This window comes from Oerskovia enterophila (assembly GCF_044748475.1).
Lineage (GTDB): Bacteria > Actinomycetota > Actinomycetes > Actinomycetales > Cellulomonadaceae > Oerskovia > Oerskovia enterophila.
Map to the genome: position 1 here is coordinate 444,021 of NZ_JBIVFZ010000004.1, position 20,439 is coordinate 464,459.

16 protein-coding genes and 1 pseudogene are annotated in these 20,439 nt (G+C 73.3%); 11 read left to right on the top strand and 6 right to left on the bottom strand.

Annotated features, from left to right (window positions below; translation table 11 throughout):
* Positions 1-69: 69 nt before the first annotated feature.
* Positions 70-1,023, bottom strand: coding sequence for an ATP-binding cassette domain-containing protein (locus ACIPWA_RS14965; protein ID WP_400291284.1), 954 nt, complete (start codon positions 1,021-1,023; stop codon positions 70-72).
* A 298-nt stretch (positions 1,024-1,321) separates the two neighbouring features.
* Here ACIPWA_RS14965 and ACIPWA_RS14970 point away from each other — a divergent pair, with 298 nt between their 5' ends.
* Together ACIPWA_RS14970 and ACIPWA_RS14975 are read left to right on the top strand one after the other, a co-directional pair.
* Positions 1,322-2,674 carry an NAD(P)/FAD-dependent oxidoreductase gene (locus tag ACIPWA_RS14970; protein WP_400291285.1) on the top strand — a complete coding sequence of 451 codons (1,353 nt, stop codon included), beginning with the start codon at positions 1,322-1,324 and terminating at the stop codon, positions 2,672-2,674.
* 140 nt (positions 2,675-2,814) lie between these two features.
* Positions 2,815-3,762 (top strand): lysylphosphatidylglycerol synthase transmembrane domain-containing protein, encoded by a 948-nt coding sequence (locus ACIPWA_RS14975; protein ID WP_056764478.1) that lies wholly within the window; start codon positions 2,815-2,817, stop codon positions 3,760-3,762.
* A 73-nt stretch (positions 3,763-3,835) separates the two neighbouring features.
* Here ACIPWA_RS14975 and ACIPWA_RS14980 read toward each other — a convergent pair whose 3' ends face one another.
* The 3 genes from ACIPWA_RS14980 to ACIPWA_RS14990 all read right to left on the bottom strand — a co-directional run bounded on the left by ACIPWA_RS14980 (position 3,836) and on the right by ACIPWA_RS14990 (position 8,544).
* The gene (locus tag ACIPWA_RS14980) at positions 3,836-5,959 is read right to left on the bottom strand and encodes an MMPL family transporter (protein ID WP_068626294.1); all 2,124 of its coding nucleotides are present in this window, start codon (positions 5,957-5,959) and stop codon (positions 3,836-3,838) included.
* Positions 5,960-6,051: 92 nt separating this feature from the next.
* A complete protein-coding gene (locus ACIPWA_RS14985) occupies positions 6,052-6,999 on the bottom strand; it encodes a hypothetical protein (protein ID WP_400291287.1) in 948 nt (315 codons plus the stop codon).
* Between the two features lie 60 nt (positions 7,000-7,059).
* Positions 7,060-8,544: an amino acid permease gene (locus ACIPWA_RS14990; protein WP_400291289.1), complete on the bottom strand. Its 1,485-nt coding sequence runs from the start codon at positions 8,542-8,544 to the stop codon at positions 7,060-7,062.
* 177 nt (positions 8,545-8,721) lie between these two features.
* On the opposite strand from ACIPWA_RS14990, the gene ACIPWA_RS14995 reads away from it, so the two are divergent.
* From ACIPWA_RS14995 to ACIPWA_RS15020, 6 genes and pseudogenes are all read left to right on the top strand, one after another.
* Positions 8,722-9,144, top strand: coding sequence for an organic hydroperoxide resistance protein (locus ACIPWA_RS14995; protein WP_056652969.1), 423 nt, complete (start codon positions 8,722-8,724; stop codon positions 9,142-9,144).
* 83 nt (positions 9,145-9,227) lie between these two features.
* Positions 9,228-9,866 carry an SDR family oxidoreductase gene (locus ACIPWA_RS15000; protein WP_400291291.1) on the top strand — a complete coding sequence of 213 codons (639 nt, stop codon included), beginning with the start codon at positions 9,228-9,230 and terminating at the stop codon, positions 9,864-9,866.
* Between the two features lie 127 nt (positions 9,867-9,993).
* On the top strand, positions 9,994-12,045 hold the full coding sequence (locus ACIPWA_RS15005; protein ID WP_400291293.1) for a hypothetical protein: 2,052 nt from the start codon (positions 9,994-9,996) through the stop codon (positions 12,043-12,045).
* 518 nt (positions 12,046-12,563) lie between these two features.
* The gene (locus tag ACIPWA_RS15010) at positions 12,564-13,139 is read left to right on the top strand and encodes a class I SAM-dependent methyltransferase (RefSeq protein ID WP_400291619.1); all 576 of its coding nucleotides are present in this window, start codon (positions 12,564-12,566) and stop codon (positions 13,137-13,139) included.
* Between the two features lie 13 nt (positions 13,140-13,152).
* Positions 13,153-13,230: pseudogene (locus ACIPWA_RS15015) on the top strand (excalibur calcium-binding domain-containing protein); the annotation flags it as partial.
* 117 nt (positions 13,231-13,347) lie between these two features.
* Positions 13,348-13,767: an Hsp20/alpha crystallin family protein gene (locus ACIPWA_RS15020; protein WP_068709972.1), complete on the top strand. Its 420-nt coding sequence runs from the start codon at positions 13,348-13,350 to the stop codon at positions 13,765-13,767.
* Between the two features lie 255 nt (positions 13,768-14,022).
* Here the strand turns inward: ACIPWA_RS15020 and ACIPWA_RS15025 are convergent, their stop codons facing one another.
* Together ACIPWA_RS15025 and ACIPWA_RS15030 are read right to left on the bottom strand one after the other, a co-directional pair.
* Positions 14,023-14,868 (bottom strand): SDR family NAD(P)-dependent oxidoreductase, encoded by an 846-nt coding sequence (locus tag ACIPWA_RS15025; protein ID WP_400291295.1) that lies wholly within the window; start codon positions 14,866-14,868, stop codon positions 14,023-14,025.
* 213 nt (positions 14,869-15,081) lie between these two features.
* Positions 15,082-16,005 carry a hypothetical protein gene (locus tag ACIPWA_RS15030; protein WP_400291297.1) on the bottom strand — a complete coding sequence of 308 codons (924 nt, stop codon included), beginning with the start codon at positions 16,003-16,005 and terminating at the stop codon, positions 15,082-15,084.
* A gap of 191 nt (positions 16,006-16,196) precedes the next feature.
* Between ACIPWA_RS15030 and ACIPWA_RS15035 the strand changes: the two genes are divergently transcribed.
* The 3 genes from ACIPWA_RS15035 to ACIPWA_RS15045 all read left to right on the top strand — a co-directional run bounded on the left by ACIPWA_RS15035 (position 16,197) and on the right by ACIPWA_RS15045 (position 20,419).
* Complete coding sequence (locus tag ACIPWA_RS15035) at positions 16,197-17,183, top strand: hypothetical protein (protein ID WP_400291299.1); 987 nt, start codon at positions 16,197-16,199, stop codon at positions 17,181-17,183.
* Between the two features lie 89 nt (positions 17,184-17,272).
* On the top strand, positions 17,273-18,412 hold the full coding sequence (locus tag ACIPWA_RS15040; RefSeq protein ID WP_400291301.1) for a Fic family protein: 1,140 nt from the start codon (positions 17,273-17,275) through the stop codon (positions 18,410-18,412).
* 198 nt (positions 18,413-18,610) lie between these two features.
* On the top strand, positions 18,611-20,419 hold the full coding sequence (locus tag ACIPWA_RS15045; RefSeq protein ID WP_400291303.1) for an amidase family protein: 1,809 nt from the start codon (positions 18,611-18,613) through the stop codon (positions 20,417-20,419).
* The last annotated feature ends 20 nt before the right edge of the window (positions 20,420-20,439 follow it).

A 20,439-nucleotide genomic window follows, 5' to 3' on the forward strand; every position in this document is an offset into this window, starting at 1 on the left:
GTACGTGCGAAGGATGAGGCCCGACGGCGGAGCGTGGGCGGGGCGACGAGCGTCGCCCGGGTGGTGGGGTCAGGCCGCGACGAGCTGCGGGCCGGTCGTGAGCCGCACGACGTGGGGGGCACGGCCCCAGCGCATCGCGTCGACCTCGCCGGCCGAGGCGACCGAGCCGACGACGGTCACTCCCGTGGCCGCGATCGCCTCGAGTCGCTCCCAGACGATCTGGCGGCGGGCCGAGTCGTGGACCTGGTCGAGGTCGTCGACCACGAGCAGCTCGGGGCCTTGGGCCATGGCGATCGCGATGCGCAGGAGCATCGCGTCGACCTCGTCGAGGTCCCAGACCATCGAGTCGAGCGCGGGCAGCTCGCGCGGGCCGAACACGGGACGGGCCACGCGCTCGTAGTCCTCCTGGGTGACCTTGGGGGTACGGCGGTACCAGGGCGCGAGCCAGGTGAGGCGTTCGCGCACCGAGTCGCCGACCGTGACCGCGTCGTCGAGCTCGTCGATCCCGTGGAAGCCGGCGATCGCCGCGCGACGCTGGACCGCGGTGCGGCGCGCACGACGGCCCGTGAGGCTCTCGCCGAGAACGACGAGCCAGCCGTCCGGGGTGTGGTCGGGGGCCATGCGGCCCGCGAGGGTCAGGAGCAGGCTCGAGCGGCCCGCGCCCTGCGGGCCCTGGAGGACCACGACCTCGCCGGCCGGGACCTCGAGGTCGACCGGCCCGTAGACCAGGCCGCGCGGGCCGTGGAGCTGGAGGTCGTAGGCGCTGATCGCGTGCGGGGCCGCGGCGGGGAGCGGGGTGCCGTCGGCGGGCTCGAGGGTCTCGGCGATCTCGCCGCCGAGCGGGCCGCGCAGCGTCATGTCGTCGGCGATGTCCGCGGCGGCGAGCCGGCCCTGCGGGAGGTGCGCGGCGCCGTCGGGCACCTGGTGGTTCGTGGTGCCGGGGGCGCCGGCGGGCGTGGTCACGGTGGCCTGCACGAGGTACGTGGCCTCGTCGCTGCCGTGTCGGGCGACGGGCTGGTTCATGGGGGTTCCTCCGAAAGTTCCAGTCCGGCCACTCTTTTAGACTGACCGGTCAGTTCGAAGTTACGCGCCGAGAGGCCGAGTTGTCCACACGACGTCAGATAGAACGGCCCGTGATCCGCATCACGGGAGCCGCCCGGCCCCGCGGCCCGGCCGCTGGTGACACCCCTGTCGTCCCCGCCCCGCTCACCCGCGCAGCGCGCGGCACCGTGGCAGCAGACCCCCGCCCGGCATACGCTCGTGCCCCGGACCACCCGGCACATCGTCGTGTCGCACCACGAGACGTATCGAGAGGCACACAGTGAACGACGGCACCGCCGCGCAACCCGCACCCACCGGGGCGCACGACACGCTCCCCCACGTCGTCGTCGTGGGCGGCGGGTTCGCCGGCCTCGCGGCCGTCAAGGCGCTCGCCGGCGCCCCGGTGCGCATCACGCTGATCGACCGCCGCGTCTACAACACGTTCCAGCCGCTGCTCTACCAGGTGGCCACGGGCGGCCTGAACCCGGGCGATGTCACGTACTTCCTGCGCGCGCTGCGCCTCAAGCAGCCCAACGTGCGAGTCGTGCACGAGCACCTCGTGGGCCTCGACCCGCAGCACAAGACCCTCCGGCTCCTCAACGACGAGGAGATCCGGTACGACTACCTCGTCCTCGCCAACGGCGTCACGACCAACTTCTTCGGCACGCCCGGCGCCAAGGAGCACGCGTTCGCCATGTACTCGCGCTCGCAGGCGCTCAAGATCCGCGACACCCTGTTCGTGCGGCTCGAGAAGTCCGCGGCCACCCCGGAGACCGACGACGGGCTCCGCGTGGTCGTCGTGGGCGGCGGGTCGACGGGGGTCGAGGTCGCGGGAGCGCTCGCCGAGCTGCGCACGCAGGGACTCGCCCCGGCGTACCCGGAGATCCACGGCGACGCGTTCAGCGTCAAGATCGTCCAGCGCGGCACCGAGCTCATCAAGCCGTTCCCCGCCAAGCTCCGCACCTACGCGGCGCGCGAGCTCCAGCGTCGCGGTGTCGACCTGCACCTGGGTGCGGGCGTCGCGAAGGTCCTGCCCGACGGCGTCGAGCTCACCGACGGCACCTTCATCCGCTCGGACCTCACGGTCTGGGCCGCGGGCGTGGCCCCGCACGAGGAGGTCTCGCGCTGGAACCTCCCGCTGGGCGACGGCGGGCGCATCCGCGTGGGCGACGACCTGCAGGTCGAGGGCTGGCCGGACCACTTCGCGGCCGGCGACATCGCGATCTCGCCCGCGGGCCTGCCGCAGCTCGCCCAACCCGCGATCCAGTCGGGCAAGGTCGCGGGGCGCAACATCCGCGCGCTCGTCCAGGGACGCCCGACGACGTCGCTCACCTACCTCGACAAGGGCACCATGGCCGTCATCGGACGGCGCGCGGCCGTCGCGGACATCGCCGGGAAGCTGCGACTGACCCGCGGCAGCGCGTGGCTGGCGTGGCTGTTCGTGCACATCATGAGCCTGATCGGGCCCCGCAACCGCCTCACGACGCTCGCCGGGCTCGTGACGCGCTACGGCTTCCCGTTCCACCGCCGCCCGGTGCCGATCGTGGGCGACGTCCCCACGATCCGACCGCCCAAGGGCTGGGTGCCCGCGGACGGTCCGGCACCGCTGCCCGAGGTCACGCCGAACGACTGAGCGTCGCGCCTCCCCCGCCGGTAGGGTCGCGGGACAGTCCCCGTCCCGGCAAGGAGCCCGCCATCTCGCAGGACCACGCCCCCGAGCCCCAGGCCGCGGCGCCCACGTCGCCGCAGGCGTCCGGGGAAAGTGCCCCGAAGGTGGTCCGGTCGCCCCGGAGCCACGCCCTGCGCGTGCTCGTGTGGTTCGTGCTCATCGGCGGGCTCACCTACGTGGTCATCCCGGAGATCAGCGAGATCCCCCGCATGGGCAAGGCCTTGCGCGACGCGCAGCCCGCCTGGGCGATCCTGGCCGTGCTCTTCGCCGCGACCGGGTTCTTCGCGGCCGCAGCCTCGCTCGCGGCCTGCTCCCCGATGCACCTGCCGTTCCTGCGGACCACCCGGGTCCAGCTCGCGAACGCGTTCGCGGGCACCGCGACCCCGGCGAGCGTCGGGTCGCTCGCGCTCAACGTCCGCTACCTGTCGAAGTCGGGCATGAGCACCGCGCTCGCGACGGGCACGGTCGCTCTCCAGAGCATCGTGCAGGTCCTGACCCACCTGGTGCTCCTGAGCATCCTGGCGCTCGTCGCGGGGCGCAGCATCGACCACCACATGCCGAGCTGGGCCAGGTGGGCGCTGCTCGCGGCGGTCGTCGCGGTCGTCGTCACGGTCGTCACGGTGCTCGTGGTGCCGCGGTTCCGGCACGCGGTCCGCACGTACGCCCGCGACGACGTGCTGCCCGCGTTCCGTCAGCTCGGCGGGCTCGCGAAGGACCCGCGGCGGCTCGGCCTCTCGATCCTGGGTGCGATGGGCACCACGCTGTCCTCGGCCGCGACCCTGTGGGCCTGCCTCCTCGCGCTCGGCGGCGGCAACGACCCGATCGCCGCGGCCTTCTCCACCATGGTCGGGCAGACGCTCGCGTCGGCGGCCCCGACGCCGGGCGGCGTGGGCGTGGTCGAGGCGGCGCTCACGGGCGGGCTCGTGAGCTTCGGGATCGCCTCCGCGATCGCCCTGCCGGCGGTCCTGCTCTACCGCCTGATCTCGTGCTGGATCCCGGTCCTGATCGGCTGGGTCACGCTGCGCCTGCTGCAGCGGGAGGACGTGGTCTGACGCGACCCGCCCGACGGCGCCGCGCCCCGGGAGGTGCGCTCCGCCGTCGGGCGTGGGTCGTCCTGGCGGGCCGCTACTCGCGGACCGGCGCGCCCGACGGGAGCGCGGGCGCTTCCTCGACCGGCACGTCCTCCTTGCGGCCCAGGGCGCTCGGCCACCACATGTGGCGCCCCACGTCGAGGTTCAGCGCCGTGACGAGCACCGAGCGGACCACGAGCGTGTCGAGCAGGACGCCGAACGCGACCGCGAACCCGATCTCCGCGAACGCGACCACGGGCAGCGTGCCCAGCACCGCGAACGTCCCCGCGAGCACCAGCCCGGCCGACGTGATGACCGCGCCCGTCGCGGCCAGCCCGATCAGCGCGCCGCGCCGCGTCCCGACGCGCAGCGACTCCTCGCGCACCCGGGTCATGAGGAAGATGTTGTAGTCGATCCCGAGCGCGACGAGGAACACGAACACGAACAGCGGGAGCGAGGTGTCGGCGCCCTCGAACCCGAACACGTACGTGAACACGAGCGCGCTCACCCCCAGGGCCGCGGTGAACGACAGCACGACCGTCGCGACGAGGATGAGCGGCGCCGTGATCGCGCGGAGGAGCAGCGCGAGGATGACCAGGACCGTCAGCAGGATGATCGGGATGATGAGCTGGTTGTCCGCGGCCGAGGCGCGCTGGACGTCGAGCGTGATCGCGCTCGCCCCGCCCACCAGGGCGTCGGCGTCCGGGACCGCATGGACCGCGTCCCGGACCCGGTCGACCGTGTCGTAGGCCGCCTGCGAGTCCGGCTCGGACGTGAGCGTGCCCTCCATGTACGCGTAGCCGCCCGCGGACACGGGCTCGGTCACGGTCGACGCGTCGATCCCCTCGGTGCTCGCGAACGCGTCGTGCACGGCGGCCACCGCGTCGGGCGACGAGTCGTCCGCGACGACGACCACGGGCGAGCCCGACCCGGCCGGGAAGTGCTCGGAGAGGACCTGCTCGCCCACGATCGAGGGCTGCTCGCCCCGGAACGACTCGGCGCTCGACAGCCCGTTGGCGTCGAGCTGCGTGATGCCCAGCCCCAGCACGGCCAGGACGATCGACGTCACGACCCACACGCGCCGGGGCCGGTGGGAGATGCGTGTCCCGAGCCGCGCCCAGACGCCGTGCTCGGTGGGCTCGTCGTCGCCCAGGTGCGGCACGCGCGGCCAGAACACCCACCGGCCCGTCGCGACCAGCAGCGCGGGCAGCAGCGTCAGCATGACCAGCAGCGCGACCACGATCCCGACCGCCGCGACGGGCCCCAGCCCGGCCGTCGAGCTCATCTGCGCGAACAGCAGGCACAGCATGCCGATCGCGACCGTCGCACCGCTCGCGACGATCGCCGGGCCCGCGCGGTGCAGCGCGAGCGCCATGGCCTCGTGCCGGTCCTCGTGGCGACGGAGCTCTTCCCGGTAGCGCGCGACGAGCAGCAGGGCGTAGTCCGTCCCCGCCCCGAAGACCAGGACCGTGAGGATGCCCGCGCTCTGGGCGTTCACGGTCAGGCCCGTCGTGTCCGCCAGCACGTAGATCACGGCCTGCGACACGGTCAGCGCGACGCCCGCCGAGACCACGGGCAGGAGCCACAGCGTGGGGCTGCGGTAGGTCAGCAGCAGGATCACGATCACGACCCCGGCGGCCGCGTAGAGCAGCGTCGAGTCGATGCCCTCGAACGCCACGGACGAGTCCGCGGCCGCGCCCGCCGGACCGGTCACGTAGACGTCCATGCCGTTCGCGCCGTCCTCGGCGGTCGCGCGCAGGTCCGCGACCGCGTCGGCCGCGAGGTTCCAGCCCTCGCTGCCCAGGTCGAGGGGGACGACCACCTGGGCGGCCTGCCCGTCCTCGGACGGGATCGGCCCGACGACGTCCCCGTCCAACGTGTCGAGCTCACCGAAGGTCGCGACGTCCTGGGAGACCGCCGCGAGGTCCTCGGGGGTCAGGCCCGACTCGCGCACGTAGACCAGGACGGCCGGGATCGTGTTGGGCGAGGTGAAGCTGCTCGCGACGTCGAGCACCTGGGTCGACTCGGCGTCGGCCGGGAGCCAGGACTTGGCGTCGTTGTCCTGCGCGCCCGTGAGCTTGCCGGCCAGCGGCGCGGTCAGGGCCAGGACGACCGCCCAGAAGGCGATGACGACCCACTTGGCGTAGCGGTGCGTGATCCAGCCGGCGATGCGAGACATGGGTTCTCCCCGAGACTCCCGGTGCTCCCTGGCGCGAGATTCCAGCGCACACCCACGAGGGGGTGGGTGTCAACGGGTCAGGGCGGCACGCCTCAGTCCAGCGCGAGCTCGATCGACTGCACGGTCCAGGTGTCCCACTCGACCTGGGCGACCGCGATCGTGTAGTACCACCCCGACTCGGTGAGCCCCGTGCAGCGGTGCTCGCCGTACTCTCCCGAGCAGTCGAGCACCCCGAACTGCTCACCGTCCAGAGCGTCGAGGTCCGCGAGCGCCGTCCCGCTCGCGAGCGTCCTGGCGGTGTCCAGGTCCCCGGACTCGATCGCGTCGAGGAGCTCGGCGGCCGTGTCGCCCGCGGTCCGCAGCTCGACGTCGGAGGCGTAGACCTGCTCACCGTCCCAGCGGAGCGTCGCGGTCGCCGCGGCGTCCCCGCCCGCCGAGGACTGGTCCGGGGTGCCCGTGGTCCACCCGACGCGCACGGCACGGTCCTCGATGGTGAGGTCCTGGACCCACGCCCGCTCGGAGCGGACGAGGTCGCCCAGGGGAACGACCCCGAGCACCTCGCCCCCCGCGGTGAACAGTCCGACGACCTGCGGCCAGGGCACCCCGCCGTGGTCGCAGTCGAATACCGCTGCCGCGTCGGCGCCGCTGCCGGTCAGCGCCAGGTCGCCCAGGACGAGGGAGTCGGGTCGCAGCCACACGCCGCCCTCCGGTCCGGGGGCGATCCCGCCGAGCGCACCGGCGACGAGCGTCCCCGCGGGGTGCCCGCACATGCTCGGCACGTCGGCCGAGAGCACCTCCGCGGCCGTGACGTCGGGGCCGGGGGTCGAGATGGTCAGTCGCTGGGTGATCTCCGGTTCGGGAGTGCCGCCGGAGCCGTCCGGCCCGCTGAGATCGACGGTGCACCCTGCGGTCGCTCCTGCCGCGAGGGCCCCCGTGCACGCCGCCGCGGCGGCTCGTCGTCCCCACCTGGTCCTGGTGTCCCCGTACGTCACGTGCTCCCCCTGCGTCGTCGTCCGACCACCGGCCGTGGTCGCGGCCACGACCCTAGGGGAGGCCACCCACCCGGCGCGGGCCGGGTCCATCGGCGGGCCCTCTCCGGGTCAGGACCCGACGGCGGCCCGCTCGGTCCGCTTCCGGAGCCACGACCGCACCCCGTACACCGCGACGATCACGCCCACGAGCACCACGGTCGACACGAGCTGGACGCGCGCGGCGTCGTCGAACAGCATGAGCACGATCAGCCCCGCGAGCCCGGCCAGGGTCGCCCACGTGAGCCACGGGTACGCCCACATGCGCAGCGTCATCCTGTCCGCGCCGCCCGCGGCGGCCTCGAGGCGACGTCGCAGCCGGAGCTGGGACACCGCGATGAAGACCCAGACGACGAGCAGCGCCGAGCCCACCGCGTTGAGCAGGATGCCCAGGACCTCGCCCGGCAGCAGCCAGTTGAGCCCCACGGACACGAGCCCGAAGAACACCGAGAGCAGCACCGCGACCCACGGGACGCCGGTCGGCGAGACCTTGGTCAGCGCCGGGTGGCCGTCTCCGCGGCCCGCGAGCGAGAACGCCATGCGCGACGTGCCGTAGACGTTGGCGTTGAACGCCGACAGCAGGGCCACGACGACCACGGCCTCCATGAGCCGCGCCGCGCTCGGCAGCCCCGCGAGGTCGAGCACCGCGACGAACGGGCCGCTCAGCAGCTCGGGCGCGTCCCACGGCAGCACGAGCGCCATGATCGCGACCGCGCCGACGTAGAAGAACAGGATGCGCCACACGATCGAGCGGGTCGCGGTCACGATCGCCTTCTGCGGGTCGCGCGCCTCGGCCGCCGCGATCGTCACGATCTCGATCCCGCCGAACGCGAACACCACGACCAGCAGCCCGGCCGCGATGCCCGGCAGCCCGTGGGGTGCGAAGCCCGCGAGCGAGGCGGGGTCGCCGAAGATGTTGGTCGTGCCCACCGGGTCGGTGCCCGGCAGCCAGCCCAGCACGAGCAGGACGCCGATCACCAGGAACGCGACGATCGCCGCGATCTTGATGAACGCGAACCAGAACTCGAACTCGCCGAAGTGCTTGACGCCCCACAGGTTCACGACCGCGAACACCGCGACGAACACGAGCGCGACGACCCACTGCGGCACGCCCGGGACCCACCCCGAGACGATCTGCGAGGCCCCCGTGATCTCCGCGCCGAGCACCATGATGAGCGTGAACCAGTACAGCCAGCCGAGCGTGAAGCCCGCCCAGCGGCCCAGCGCGGTCTCGGCGTAGACGGAGAAGGACCCGCTCGACGGCACGGCCGCGGCCATCTCCGCGAGCATCCGCATCACGAGGATCACGAGCAGGCCCGCGACCGCGTACGAGACCAGGACGGCCGGCCCGGCCGTCGCGATCCCGACGCCGCTGCCGAGGAACAGCCCCGCTCCGATCGCCGAGCCGAGGCCCATCATCGTCAGGTGCCGGGTGCGCAGGCCGTGCGCCAGCCGCTCGCCCTCGGGGGCGAGGGACGCGGGAGGGTGCGTGGCGCCGTCGGGCAGGGAGGAGGACGAGCCGTCAGGGGTGCCCGACGGCGAAGGTGCGTTGGTCATGGGGGTGCGGTCGTTCCGTGGTCGAGGAAGGACGCCGAGACGGCGACGTTCCACGGTACCTGGGGACGGGCCTCCGGTCGGACGTCGCTGCGCCCTGGGCGAACCGACCACGCACAGTTGCCCGGAGCGACATACGTTCGAGGGGTTCGTCCGTCAGCCGACCCTGGAGGTAGCACGATGAAGGTTCTCTACACCGCCGAAGCACTCGCCACCGGAGAGGGCCGCAACGGCCACGTCCGCTCGACCGACGGGCGGGTCGACCTCGACGTCGCCGTGCCCAAGGAGATGGGTGGCAGCGGCGACGGGTCCAACCCCGAGCAGCTCTTCGCCGCGGGCTACGCGGCCTGCTTCCACTCGGCCCTGCTGGGCGTCGCGCGCCAGCGCAAGGTCTCGGTCGCGGACTCGGCGATCGGTGCGAGCGTCTCGATCGGGCCGCTCGACGCCGGCGGCTACACGCTCGCGGTGCACCTCGAGGCGAGCCTGCCCGGCGTCGAGCGCGCCGTCGCCCAGGAGCTCGTCGAAGCAGCGCACCAGGTCTGCCCGTACTCGAACGCGACGCGAGGCAACATCGACGTGACCGTGGCGGTCGTCGAGGAGTAGCCCGCCAGATCCCCCAGCAGGCGGCCCGCGCCTCCTCGGTGCACCGTGGAGGGAGCACCGCACCCGATGAACCGAGGAGAACCATGAACGTCGCCCTGATCGGAGCCCACGGCAAGGTGGGCCGCCTGCTCGTCCCGATCCTCACGGACCACGACAACGCCGTGAGCGGGATCGTGCGCCTCGAGTCGCAGCTCCCGCTCGTCGAGGAGCTCGGCGGGACGCCGGTCCTGCTCGACATCGAGCAGGCCTCGACCGAGGAGATGACCGAGGCCCTGCGCGGGCACGACGCGGTCGTGTGGTCCGCGGGCGCCGGCGGCGGGGACCCCGAACGGACCTACGCGATCGACCGGGACGCCGCGATCCGCTCGATGGACGCGGCCGCCGCCGCAGGGGTCTCGCGCTACGTCATGGTGTCGTGGATCGGCTCAGTGCCGGACCACGGCATCGCGAAGGACAACAGCTTCTTCCCGTACGCCGACGCCAAGCTCGCGGCCGACGACCACCTGCGCGGCACCGACCTCGACTGGACGATCCTGGGCCCCGGCACCCTGACGAACCACGCGGCGACCGGCACGATCGACGTCGACGCCGAGAACGGCGAGACGTCGCGCGGCAACGTCGCGCTGGTGGCCGCGCAGGTCCTGCGGTCCCCCTCGACCGTGGGTCAGTTCATCCGGTTCGTCGACGGCGACACACCCGTCCTGGAGGTGTTCGGCCGCTAGCAGTCGCCCTGCCGATCCCTCCCTGCGCGCCTCGTCCGCTCCCGTCGCCCCCACACCCCCGCACCTGCGCCCCGACGTGGGCGCCAGCCGTTACGGTGTGCCCCACGGCATACGAGGAGGTGAGCACGTGGTCAGACGCAACAGGGCGAAGGAACGGGCCAGGGCGGGCTCTTCCCCGGCGCCCGGGAGCGCTCCGGACGGCCCCGCGGGCGACGCTCCGGCCCCACGCCGCAGGGCTCCCCGCAGGCCGCCGTCCGGCGCGCGCTGGGTCACCGACGTCGAGGGCGCACGGGTCCTCGCCGCGCACCTCCTGACCCCGGGCCGTCCCTGGCCCGTGGTCGCGATCTCGGTCGCCGCAGGGCACGACGCCCCCTACGTGGACCTCGACGGCCTGCTCGAGGAGGTCTCGGGGCTGGCCGAGGTCGTCGTCCTGCCCACGGGCGACGCCTCGTGGGCGTTCTCGGCCGTGATGCCCCCCTCGACGCAGGTCTACGGCGGGGCCGCGCGCGTCTACCCGGTCGACCACGAGTGGGTCGGCCTGCCGCGGCGCAGCAAGCTGCGCTTCGCCTACTCGGACGCCGACGCACGGCGCCTGCACGACCACCTCACGCACGACACCCTGACCGCGGCTCTCAGCGCGGGCCTGCTCAGGACGTCGCACGACCCCGACGCGCCCCGCGTCGAGGGCACGGTCCGGTCCATCCTCGGGCCGCGGGCGTTCGTGACCCTCGACGACGACTCGCTCGCGAGCATCGCCGAGGAGCTCACCGTCCCGGGGGTCTCGCTCGCGCGGCTGCTGGTCGTCGGGCAGCGGGTCGCAGGGACGCTGGACCGGGAGAGCCGCCGGCTGGACGTGCGCGGTGCGCTCCTCGTGCCCGACGGCGCCACGCCCCCGGGCGAGGACACGCACCTGGGCGGGTACGCCGTCGGGCAGGTGGTGCTCGCCGACGTGACCGCGGTCGCCCCCGCGACCGTGCACCTGCGGCTCGTCCCCGGGCTCGAGGTCGTCGTGCCGCGCGACGACGTGACCGGGAACCCCGCCGACGAGCTGACCGACCTCTTCACCGTGGGCGAGGTCGTGCTCGCGCGCGTCGTGTCGACCGCGCCGTGGCGGCTGCGGCTGGACGACGTCGACGACGACTCCGACAGCGACGACGCCCCGGTGCCCGCGCCGAGCCTGCTCGACGGCGGCCCGCCGTGGCTCGTGCTCCCGGACCTCAGCCGCCCGGCCCCGCCCCGGTCGCTGCCCGTGCTGCCGCCGCTGCGCCTGCCCGGGCTGCCCCCCGAGGCGGGATCGGTCGAGGGGCCGCCCACGGAGATGCTCACGGAGGCGCCCGCCGAGGTGCTCACCGATGCAGAGCAGGGGACTGCCGAGCCGGGGCCGAGCGCCGAGGGCGGGCTGCGCCGTCGGACCCCGCTGGACCTGATCGCCAACGCGCCGCGGCGCGACGCCCCCGCTGCACCCTCCCGGGGAGCGCTGCGCGACATGAGCCTCGCGCTCGAGGCGAGCCGCACCCGCGCCCGCACGCTCGAGGCGGACCTCGCCGCGGCGACCGCCGAAGTCGGGCTGCTGCGCGCGGCCGCGCAGGCGACCGCGGTCGAGCTCGGCGGGCTGCGGTTGCGTGCGGCCGAGCTCGACCGGGACCTGGCCGAGGCCCTGACCCGGGCCGAGAACTTCCGCACCCGGTACCGCAAGGCCGACCTCAGCCGGCAACAGCTCAAGAAGGCAGAGAAGGCCGCGAGCCACGGCGGCCCGGCCCCCGACGACGGCGCGGTCTTCCTCGACCCTGTCGAGCAGTTCCGGTTCGAGGTCCAGCTCGCATGGGTCCGGCGCGTCCCGGCCGCCGAGAAGGCGAGCAAGCCGCTCGCGCCGTACGCGCTCGGGGACAGGTTCCTGCCGTCGCTCGCGACGATCGAGGGCGTCTCGCGGGCCAAGGTCGTCGACGTCGTGGTCGAGGTGCTGACCGGGGACGCCGAGCACATCGCGGGCCGTGAGCTGCACCCGCTGCGCGTCAACGAGGGCGGCAGCAGCCCGGCGGTCGTGCGCGAGGACGGCGCGACGTGCTGGCGGGCCTCGCTCCAGAGCAAGCGTGCGTCGGCCCGTCGGCTGCACTACTGGAAGCGCGGGGACCGGATCGAGCTGTCGCGCGTGGTGCTGCACGACGACGTGGAGCCGTAGGGGTTCCTTCCCGGTTTGGTACGGCGGCTGGTGCCGGCTTCGTGGTGCGTGCCGAGAACGAGGTTGCGGTCGCTATGGAGCGGATTCCGCTCTCAACCTCGTGCTCGACCGCACGGAACCTCGTGGTCGGCGGGTCGTCGGTCCATAGAGGCGGCAGCGGGGCCGGGCGGCGTGGGCAGCTGGTCGTTCCTGTCCGGTCGGCGCCGTCGGTCCCGGCCGCTGAGACCCCGTCGCCCCGGACCTGGACCGCTGCCGACAGCGGTCGCCGCAGAGGTACGGTCGAGGCTCGCGCCAGGTCGGCCAGGCGCCTGGTCAGCCGGTCAGCATCCGGTCGGCCGGTCAGCTGATCCGTCGGCCCTTGCCACAGCCCCCGGGACGCCCCGCCGACCCGACCGAACCCGCCAGACCCGCCCGACCTCTCCACCCGCACGGCCCGTCCGACCCATCACACCCCCGCCCGACCCCGAGGAGCACCGGTGAGCAAGGCCAACCCCACGCGCTGGGAGCAGAAGACCGCCATGAACCCCGCACACTCGACCTGGTACGTCGAGCGTTTCCGCGCGATGGCTGCGCAGGGCGCGGACCTCGCGGGCGAGGCGCGGCTAGTGGACGCCATGCTCCCGCGCGGGGCCCGGATCCTCGACGCCGGCTGCGGGCCGGGTCGCGTGGGCGCCGAGCTCGCGGCGCGCGGGCACACGGTCGTGGGGGTCGACGTCGATCCCGTCCTCATCGAGGCCGCCGAGACCGACCATCCCGGCTCGACGTGGCTCGTCGCGGACATCGCCGAGCTCGACCTGCCCACGATGGGGGTCGACGAACCGTTCGACCTGATCGTGTGCGCCGGGAACGTCGTGACGTTCCTCGCGCCGGGGACCGAGGTCGAGGTGCTGCGCCGTTTCCGGGCCCACCTGGCACCGGGCGGGCGGGCCGTCGTCGGGTTCGGCGCGGGGCGTGGCTACGCGTTCGACGCGTTCTTCGCCGACGCCGCCGAGGCCGGGCTCGAGGTCCAGCTCATGCTGTCGACGTGGGACCTGCGGCCGTTCACCGAGGGCGGCGACTTCCTGGTCGCGGTCCTCGGAGCGCCTCAGGCCTGACACGGCGGCGGGCAAGGCACCGATCCGCGTCGGCGAGCCCGGGTACAGCAAGAAGCTGGACCGCGACGGCGACGGGGTGGGCTGCGAGTAGGCCGAGCCCCGCCCCGCGGGCGCGGTCGTTCGTCCAGGGCGAACGCGGTTCTGGAATTGAGCGTGGGTGACTCAAGTTGTACCCGTCAGAGGTTCCATCACGACTGAAGGAGTCACCATGACGACCACCCTGACCACCCCCGCCCCCGCCTTCGACCGCGCCCTGCGCGACCTGCTCACCGCTCGTCCCGTGGCAGGCGTCCCGGCCCACGCCGACGTCTTCCAGGACGGCGACGACCTCGTGGCCCGCTTCGACCTGCCGGGTATCGACCCCGCGCAGGACGTCACGGTCGAGGTCGAGGGCCGCAAGCTCGTCGTGCGCGGCGAGCGCAAGGACGAGCGGGCCGAGGAGACCGAGGGCCGCCGTGTCCGCGAGGTCCGCTACGGCGCGTTCCACCGCGTCGTGACGCTCCCCCAGGCCACCAGCGCGGACGCGATCAGCGCCCGGTACGACGCAGGCGTCCTGACCGTCACCGTCGCCGGCGTCTACGCCGGCACGACGCCGCAGCGCATCGAGGTCACGACCTCGGCGTCCTGACGGTCCCCCCAGCCTCCCCGTCGCAGGTCACCCCCCCTTCGGCCTGCGGCGCGGTGAGACCGACGGGCCCGGTTGCGAGAGCACCGGGCCCGTCGTGCTGCCCGGGGACGCGCGGCGCTCACGAGCATGCGGTCGGCGCCACTCGAGCATGCGGTGGGCGTTCATTACGCGGACGAAACCGACGACAACCGCATGGTCGGCACCGAAGGGGCGAGGCCCGATCCGCCGAGGTCCAGAGCCCAGAGGCCGCCTCCGTCAGGCCGCCGTCCCCGGCTCGACGGCCCCGGCCACCATCTCCACGCTCCGGTCCCAGAGCTCGGCCGCGAGCCGCGCGTCGCCCACGAGCGGGTGGGTCGTCGCGACCTTGCGCTTGACGTAGTAGTTCCCCGGCTCCCAGTCGACGCCCGGGGTCGTCGTCGCGAGCCAGACCAGGGTGTCGGCCCCCTTGGCAGACGACGTGAGGAAGCGGCTCAGCACGGTCTGGTACATGACCCGCATGCCGCTCGTCGACGTGGCCGCGAAGTTCGTCGCGACCACGCCCGGGTGGAAGGCCGCGGCCGAGATCCCCGACGCGCGGTACCGGCGGTCGAGCTCGCGCGTGAACAGGTTGACCGCGAGCTTGGCGTTCCCGTATGCGGCGTTGGGCGCGTACGACCGCTCGGCCTCGAGGTCGTCGACGTGGAAGTCGCTGAACAGGCGGTGCGCGGCGCTGCTCGTGCTGATGACGCTCGCGTGGCTCTCCTCCAAGCGGTCGAGCAGCAGCGTGGTGAGGAGGAACGGCGCCAGGTAGTTCACCTGGAACGTCAGCTCGTGGCCGTCCTCGGAGACCTGGCGGTCGGCCATGATGCCGCCCGCGTTGTTCGCGAGGACGTCGATCCTCTCGTAGCGCTCGCGCAGGTCGGCGGCGAGCGCCCGCACCTCGGCCAGGCGTGCGAAGTCGGCCACGAAGAAGTCGGCCCCGACCTCCCCGGCCACCGCGGCGGTCTTCTCGGGCGAGCGCCCGACGACCACGACCCTGTGCCCGTCCGCTGCGAGCTGCCGGGCTGCGGCCGCGCCGATCCCGTCGCTCGCCCCGGTGATGACGATGGTCCTGCGTGCCATGTGCTGCCTCGCCTCGTGTCGTGCCGCCGGCGCTCGTCCCGGCGCGCCCTCGCCGTGCGGCCGGCCCTCGCCCACCACGCGGTCCCCTCGGAGCGTAGACCGCGCGCGGGAACCGGGTCGCGTGACGGCACGGACCGCCGCGCCTCCCCGTCGCCCCGTCGCCCCGTCGCCCCGTCGCCCCGTCGCCCTGGCGACGATCGCCGCCCGGGCGACCTACGCCGTCGGGCCCTCTGCGCGTGCGAAGCGTTCCCGCAGCCCCAGCGCGGCCGACCGCCACGACGCGGCGCGCTTGATCGTCGCGCCCATCTCGCCCTCGTCGACCGGGACGTGCACGACCCGCACCCCCCGCTCGGCCGCGAGCGCCAGCATGGCGTCGGTCGACTCGGGGAACGCGAGCTGCAGCAGGACCGACGTCGTGCACGCCTGCCGCTCGCCCTCGCCGAAACGGCGCTTGTAGACGATCTCCGTCACTGTCCGCCGGGTGAACAGGTCGCGTTCCGCGACCTCCTCGGGCCCCTCCTCGGTGTCGTCGTCCGAGGTGTCGCCGACCTCGAGGAGGCGAGCAACGTCGTCGGGCAGGGGCACGACCGCCAGGTACAGCGACACGAGCAGCTCCGAGACCTTGCCCAGGACCCAGCCGCGCCCCGGCAGGCGCGGGATCACGCTCAGGTACTGCGCGAAGTTCGCCTCGAGCGCGTCGGCCGACAGGCTCGACCAGGCGGGGTGAGTGCGCAGCTCGATCACACGGTCCCAGTCGACCGCGTCGCCGTCGAACCCGACCTCCCGCGGGCCCACGTGCACGGCCCCGAACCGGTCGAGCAGCTCGAGGGGCTTGGTCGCGAAGCGCGGAACGTACGGGACCTGGCGCACGAGGCCCGCTGCCGAGGCGTCCCAGTGCGCGGTGAGCGGCAGGCCGGGGCGCGGGTAGACGTCCAGGGCCCGGCCCACCCAGCCCGCGACCAGGTCGTCGAGCCCGGGCTTCGCGGGGGTGTCCTCGATGCCCGACGGCGGAGCACCGGTCGGGTCGTCGGGTGCGGCGTCGGCGGGGGTCGGGTCCAGCACCGGGTCGGTGCCGGCCCGGGCCGCTTCGCCGTCGGCGGAGGCCGCGGTCGAGCCGAGCAGCTGGTCCTTGTCCACGGGCTCCCCTGGGTCGGCGGTGACGCGCAGTCCCGGGCCGTGTGCCCGGTGCGCTCGACTCCGGAGACTATCGGAGGTGCCGAGCATGCGGTTGTCGTTCCACGAGCATGCGGTTGTCGTCCGATCCGGCCCGATCCTGGACGACAACCGCATGCTCGGCACCGCCTGAGGAACGGTGCGACGCTGGACCGATGAGCGAGGACCCCGCGGCGAGCGGCGAGCAGGCGGTCGACCACCTGTTCGCGCTGCCTCTCGACGAGTTCGTCGCGGCCCGCAACGTCGCTGCCAAGCAGGCCACCGCGGCGGGCGACTCCGTGGGCGCGGCCCGGCTGCGCGGGCTGGCCAAGCCGACCGTCGCGGCGTGGGTCGTCAACCAGGTCGCCCGCGCGCACGGGCAGGCGATCGACGACCTCGTGGCGCTCGGCGACGAGCTGCGCGCCGCGACCGAGGACCGTGACCGCGCGCGGCTCACCGAGCTCGACCGCGAGCGTCGACGCCAGGTCGACGCCCTGGTCGCCGAGGTGTCGTCGGCGGGCGTGGGCGGCAGGTCGGTGTCGGGCGAGGCGGCGCGCCGGCTCGGCGAGACCCTCACCGCGGCGGTCATGGACCGCGACGCCGGGGCGCTCGTCCGGGCCGGGCGACTCACGCAGGCGCTCCAGTACGTCGGGTTCGGGATCGTCGACGAGAGCGGCGAGACGGCCGACGTCGTGTCGTTGAGCGCCGAGCGCGAGGCCCGGAGGGGTTCCGGTGCGCGGCGTCCTGCGGATGCGGAGCCGCCGGGACGTGCCGGGGAGCCTCGCGTCGAGGCGCCCGCCGACGGACCGTCCGACGGCGAGCACCCGGGATCGGACACCGCCCTGGAGTCCGCCGAGCGCGAGGTCGCCGAGGCGGCCGCGGACATCGACCGGCTCGAAGGTCGCCGCGACCAGGCCGCCGACGCCGTGCGGGAGGCGAGCGACGCCGTCGGGCCCCTGGATGCGCGCCTGGCCGCACTGGACGAGCAGATCGCCCGGCTGACCGCCGAGCGCGACGACGCGCACCGCGCGCTCGACGAGGCCCGCGCGGCGCTCGCCGCGGCCGAGGAAGAGCTGGCCGGCGTGGACGCCGATCTCGAGGCCGCGGAGAGCCGCGCCGAGGAGGCGAGGCGACGCCGTCGGGCGGCGCGCGCGAAGGGCTGAGCTGGTTGTCCCCTTGTCCTGATGTCTCAATTCTTGCGACACAGCACGTTGCGTGAGACTGTGTGTCTCTAGATTAAGGACATTGGGTCATGCTCTACACCCTCCCCGTGCTGACTGCCGACGACGAGCGCGTCCTCGGCGAGCTCTCGACGATGCGTAGTGCACTCGCCGATCAGATCCGCACGCCCCGACGGTGGGTAGGGAGGCTTCGTAAGACGGCCGTCGCGCGGGCGATCCAAGGGTCGAACAGCATCGAGGGGTACAACGTCGCCCTCGACGACGCCGACGCCGCGATCGAGGGCGACGAACCGATCAGCGCTGACGTCCAGACGTTCCGCGAGATCGCGGGCTATCGCCAGGCGCTCGGGTTCATCCTGGCGACCGCCGGCGACGAGAACTTCACGCTCGACGCATCGATCCTCCGTTCCATGCACTACATGCTCTTGTCCCACGCTCTCGACAAGAGCCCCGGTCAGTACCGCCGCGGGGAGATCTTCGTCTCGGACGAGGCGACCGGCCGTCACCTCTACGCCGGGCCTGACGCCGACCTCGTCGCAGAACTCGTCGACGAGCTCATGAGATGGACCGCCGACCATCCGGACCTCGATCCGTTCGTCAGCGGTGCGATGGCGCATCTCAACCTGGTCATGATCCATCCCTTCCGCGACGGCAACGGCCGCATGGCTCGCGCTCTGCAGACGCTGGTACTGACCCGAGCAGGCCTGAGTGCTCCCGAGCTGTCGAGCATCGAGGAATGGCTCGGGGCGAACGCCGAGGACTACTACCGTGTCCTGGCGCGATCCGGTGACGGCACCTGGAGCCCGGGCCACGATGCCTCCACCTGGGTGACGTTCTCGTTGCGCGCGCACCATCTCCAGGCACAGGCCGTCCTCGACCGCGTATCGCGCGCCTCGAGGGTCTGGAGCATGCTCGACGATCTCGGGGCGAGCCAGCGGCTCCCGGATCGATCGCTCGACGTCCTCTACTCGGCCGCACTCGGCATGCGGGTCCGGCGAGGGCCGTACGTGCGTGAAGCCCAGATCGACGAGCGCACGGCGAGCCGCGACCTCAAGCTGCTGACCGACGTCGCACTGCTGCGCGCCGTCGGTAGCACCAAGGGGCGGCACTACGTCGCCGGGCCGGCACTCGACGCCGTAGTCGCCGTCCGCAGGTCCGCTGCTGAGACCGTGGATCCCTACCCCGGATTCCGCGCGAGCCTCTACTCGTAGGACCCCGTCCACAGTCGAGCAGCAGACGAGACACGGTTCTTAGTGACCGCGCAGCGGTCGAAACTACCGCGACACCGCGCCGAAACACGCGGGTGGCAGCCTCGCTGTGGGCGCACGGGGGTGCGCGCCCTCCCCAGATCAACCGCCGCCGTCGGCGTGCTTCGCCCTGCCCTCGGCGCACTCGGAAGGGACAACTCCGTGAACACGCACGCACGACGACGGCGCCTCCTCGCCGCCGCTCCCGTCGCCCTGGTCGCGCTCGTCGCACCGATCACCGTGGGACTGACCGCGACCACCGCCGTCGGCGCTCCCTCTGACCCGACCTCACCGGGGCTCGCGTTCGGCGCGCCCTTCTACACCGAGGCCGACCTGACGGGCGACGGCGCGGTCGACACCGACGACCTGTCGCTGCTCGTCGCTGCGGTCGGGACCACGAGCACCGACGCCGGCTGGTCCGACGTCGCGGCCGCCGACCTCGACGGCAGCGGCACGATCGACGTGACCGACGTCGCGGCCCTGTCCCAGCGCATGCTCTACGACGACGGCGCCTTCACGCTGCTCGAGGCGAGCACGGTGGACATCCAGAAGGCCATGGCCTCGGGCGAGCTGACCGCGGTCGAGCTCACGCAGATGTACCTCGACCGGATCGAGGCGTACGACGACCAGATCAACTCGATCATCACGCTCAACCCGCACGCGCTCGAGATCGCGGCCGAGCTCGACAAGGAACGCGCCGCGGACGGCCCGCGCAGCATGCTGCACGGCATCCCCGTGATCGCGAAGGACAACTACAACACCGTCGACATGCCGACCACGGCCGGGTGCACGTGCCTCCAGGCCAACCAGACGTCGTCGGACGCCCAGATGATCGAGAACCTGCGGGCCGACGGTGCCGTGATCCTCGCCAAGGCCAACCTCTACGAGTTCGCGGTCAACACCACGACCGACAGCTCGCTGGGCGGCACCACGACCAACCCGTACGCGCCCGGCAAGACGTCGGGCGGGTCGAGCGGCGGGTCCGGGGCGTCGATCGCCGCCAACTTCGCGGTGATCGGGCTCGGCACCGACACGGGCGGCTCGATCCGCATCCCGTCGTCGTGGAACGCGCTCGTGGGCGTGCGCTCGACAGTGGGGCTCACGAGCCGCGACGGGATCGTCCCGCTCGCGCTGTCCCAGGACACGGGCGGCCCCATGACCCGCACCGTGACCGACGCGGCCATCGCGCTCGACGCCGTCGCGGGCTCCGACCCGGAGGACGCCGCGACCGCGCTGACCGACTCCCGGCGGCCCGCCTCCTACACCTCGTTCCTCGACGCCGACAGCCTCGACGGCGCCCGCATCGGCTACGACCCGACGACGATCGGCACCAACGCGACCGCCAGGCGCCTGTTCGCCGACGCAGTCGCCGACCTCGAGGCCCGCGGGGCCGAGGTCGTGCCGTTGGCCATCACGGACATGGCGACGATCCAGACGTGGTCGTCGGGCAGCACCAACGAGTTCGGCCACGACCTCAACGAGTACCTGACGAAGTTCGCCGCCCCGGCCGTGCCGTACCGGTCCCTCCAGGACATCGTGGCGTCGGGCGGCGACTACCTCCCCGCGCTGGCGGGCACGCTGCGCACCCGCTCGCTCGTGACCCAGGAGACGTACGACGCCTGGAAAACCCAGCACGACGGCGAGATCGCGTTCGGCCGCCGGGCCATCGAGGGAACCATGGACGCGCACGACGTCGACGCGATCATCTACCCGTCGACCTCGGGGCCGACCGGCTACTCGAGCGGCTCCAACAACCGCCTCAGCCCGTTCTCGGCCCTGCCCGCCGTGACCGTGCCCATGGGCTTCGCGTCCGCCGAGCTCGACGGCTCGACGAGCGACGGGGCGCCGATCGGCCTCGAGTTCATCGGCCGTGCTTACGACGAGGGGACGCTGCTCGGCCTGGCCTACGGGTACGAGCAGGGCTCGCTCAACCGCCACGCACCCGCGCTGTTCCCCGAGCTGGAGGGCTGAGCCGTGCGGATCACGACACC

What these genes read in the sequence shown, in the direction of transcription:
- ACIPWA_RS14965 (WP_400291284.1), bottom strand. Translation starts at nt 1,023, where the DNA reads ATGAACCAGCCCGTCGCCCGACACGGCAGCGACGAGGCCACGTACCTC.
- ACIPWA_RS14980 (WP_068626294.1), bottom strand. Translation starts at nt 5,959, where the DNA reads ATGTCTCGCATCGCCGGCTGGATCACGCACCGCTACGCCAAGTGGGTC.
- ACIPWA_RS14990 (WP_400291289.1), bottom strand. Translation starts at nt 8,544, where the DNA reads ATGACCAACGCACCTTCGCCGTCGGGCACCCCTGACGGCTCGTCCTCC.
- ACIPWA_RS14995 (WP_056652969.1), top strand. Translation starts at nt 8,722, where the DNA reads ATGAAGGTTCTCTACACCGCCGAAGCACTCGCCACCGGAGAGGGCCGC.
- ACIPWA_RS15000 (WP_400291291.1), top strand. Translation starts at nt 9,228, where the DNA reads ATGAACGTCGCCCTGATCGGAGCCCACGGCAAGGTGGGCCGCCTGCTC.
- ACIPWA_RS15010 (WP_400291619.1), top strand. Translation starts at nt 12,564, where the DNA reads ATGAACCCCGCACACTCGACCTGGTACGTCGAGCGTTTCCGCGCGATG.
- ACIPWA_RS15020 (WP_068709972.1), top strand. Translation starts at nt 13,348, where the DNA reads ATGACGACCACCCTGACCACCCCCGCCCCCGCCTTCGACCGCGCCCTG.
- ACIPWA_RS15025 (WP_400291295.1), bottom strand. Translation starts at nt 14,868, where the DNA reads ATGGCACGCAGGACCATCGTCATCACCGGGGCGAGCGACGGGATCGGC.
- ACIPWA_RS15035 (WP_400291299.1), top strand. Translation starts at nt 16,197, where the DNA reads ATGAGCGAGGACCCCGCGGCGAGCGGCGAGCAGGCGGTCGACCACCTG.
- ACIPWA_RS15040 (WP_400291301.1), top strand. Translation starts at nt 17,273, where the DNA reads ATGCTCTACACCCTCCCCGTGCTGACTGCCGACGACGAGCGCGTCCTC.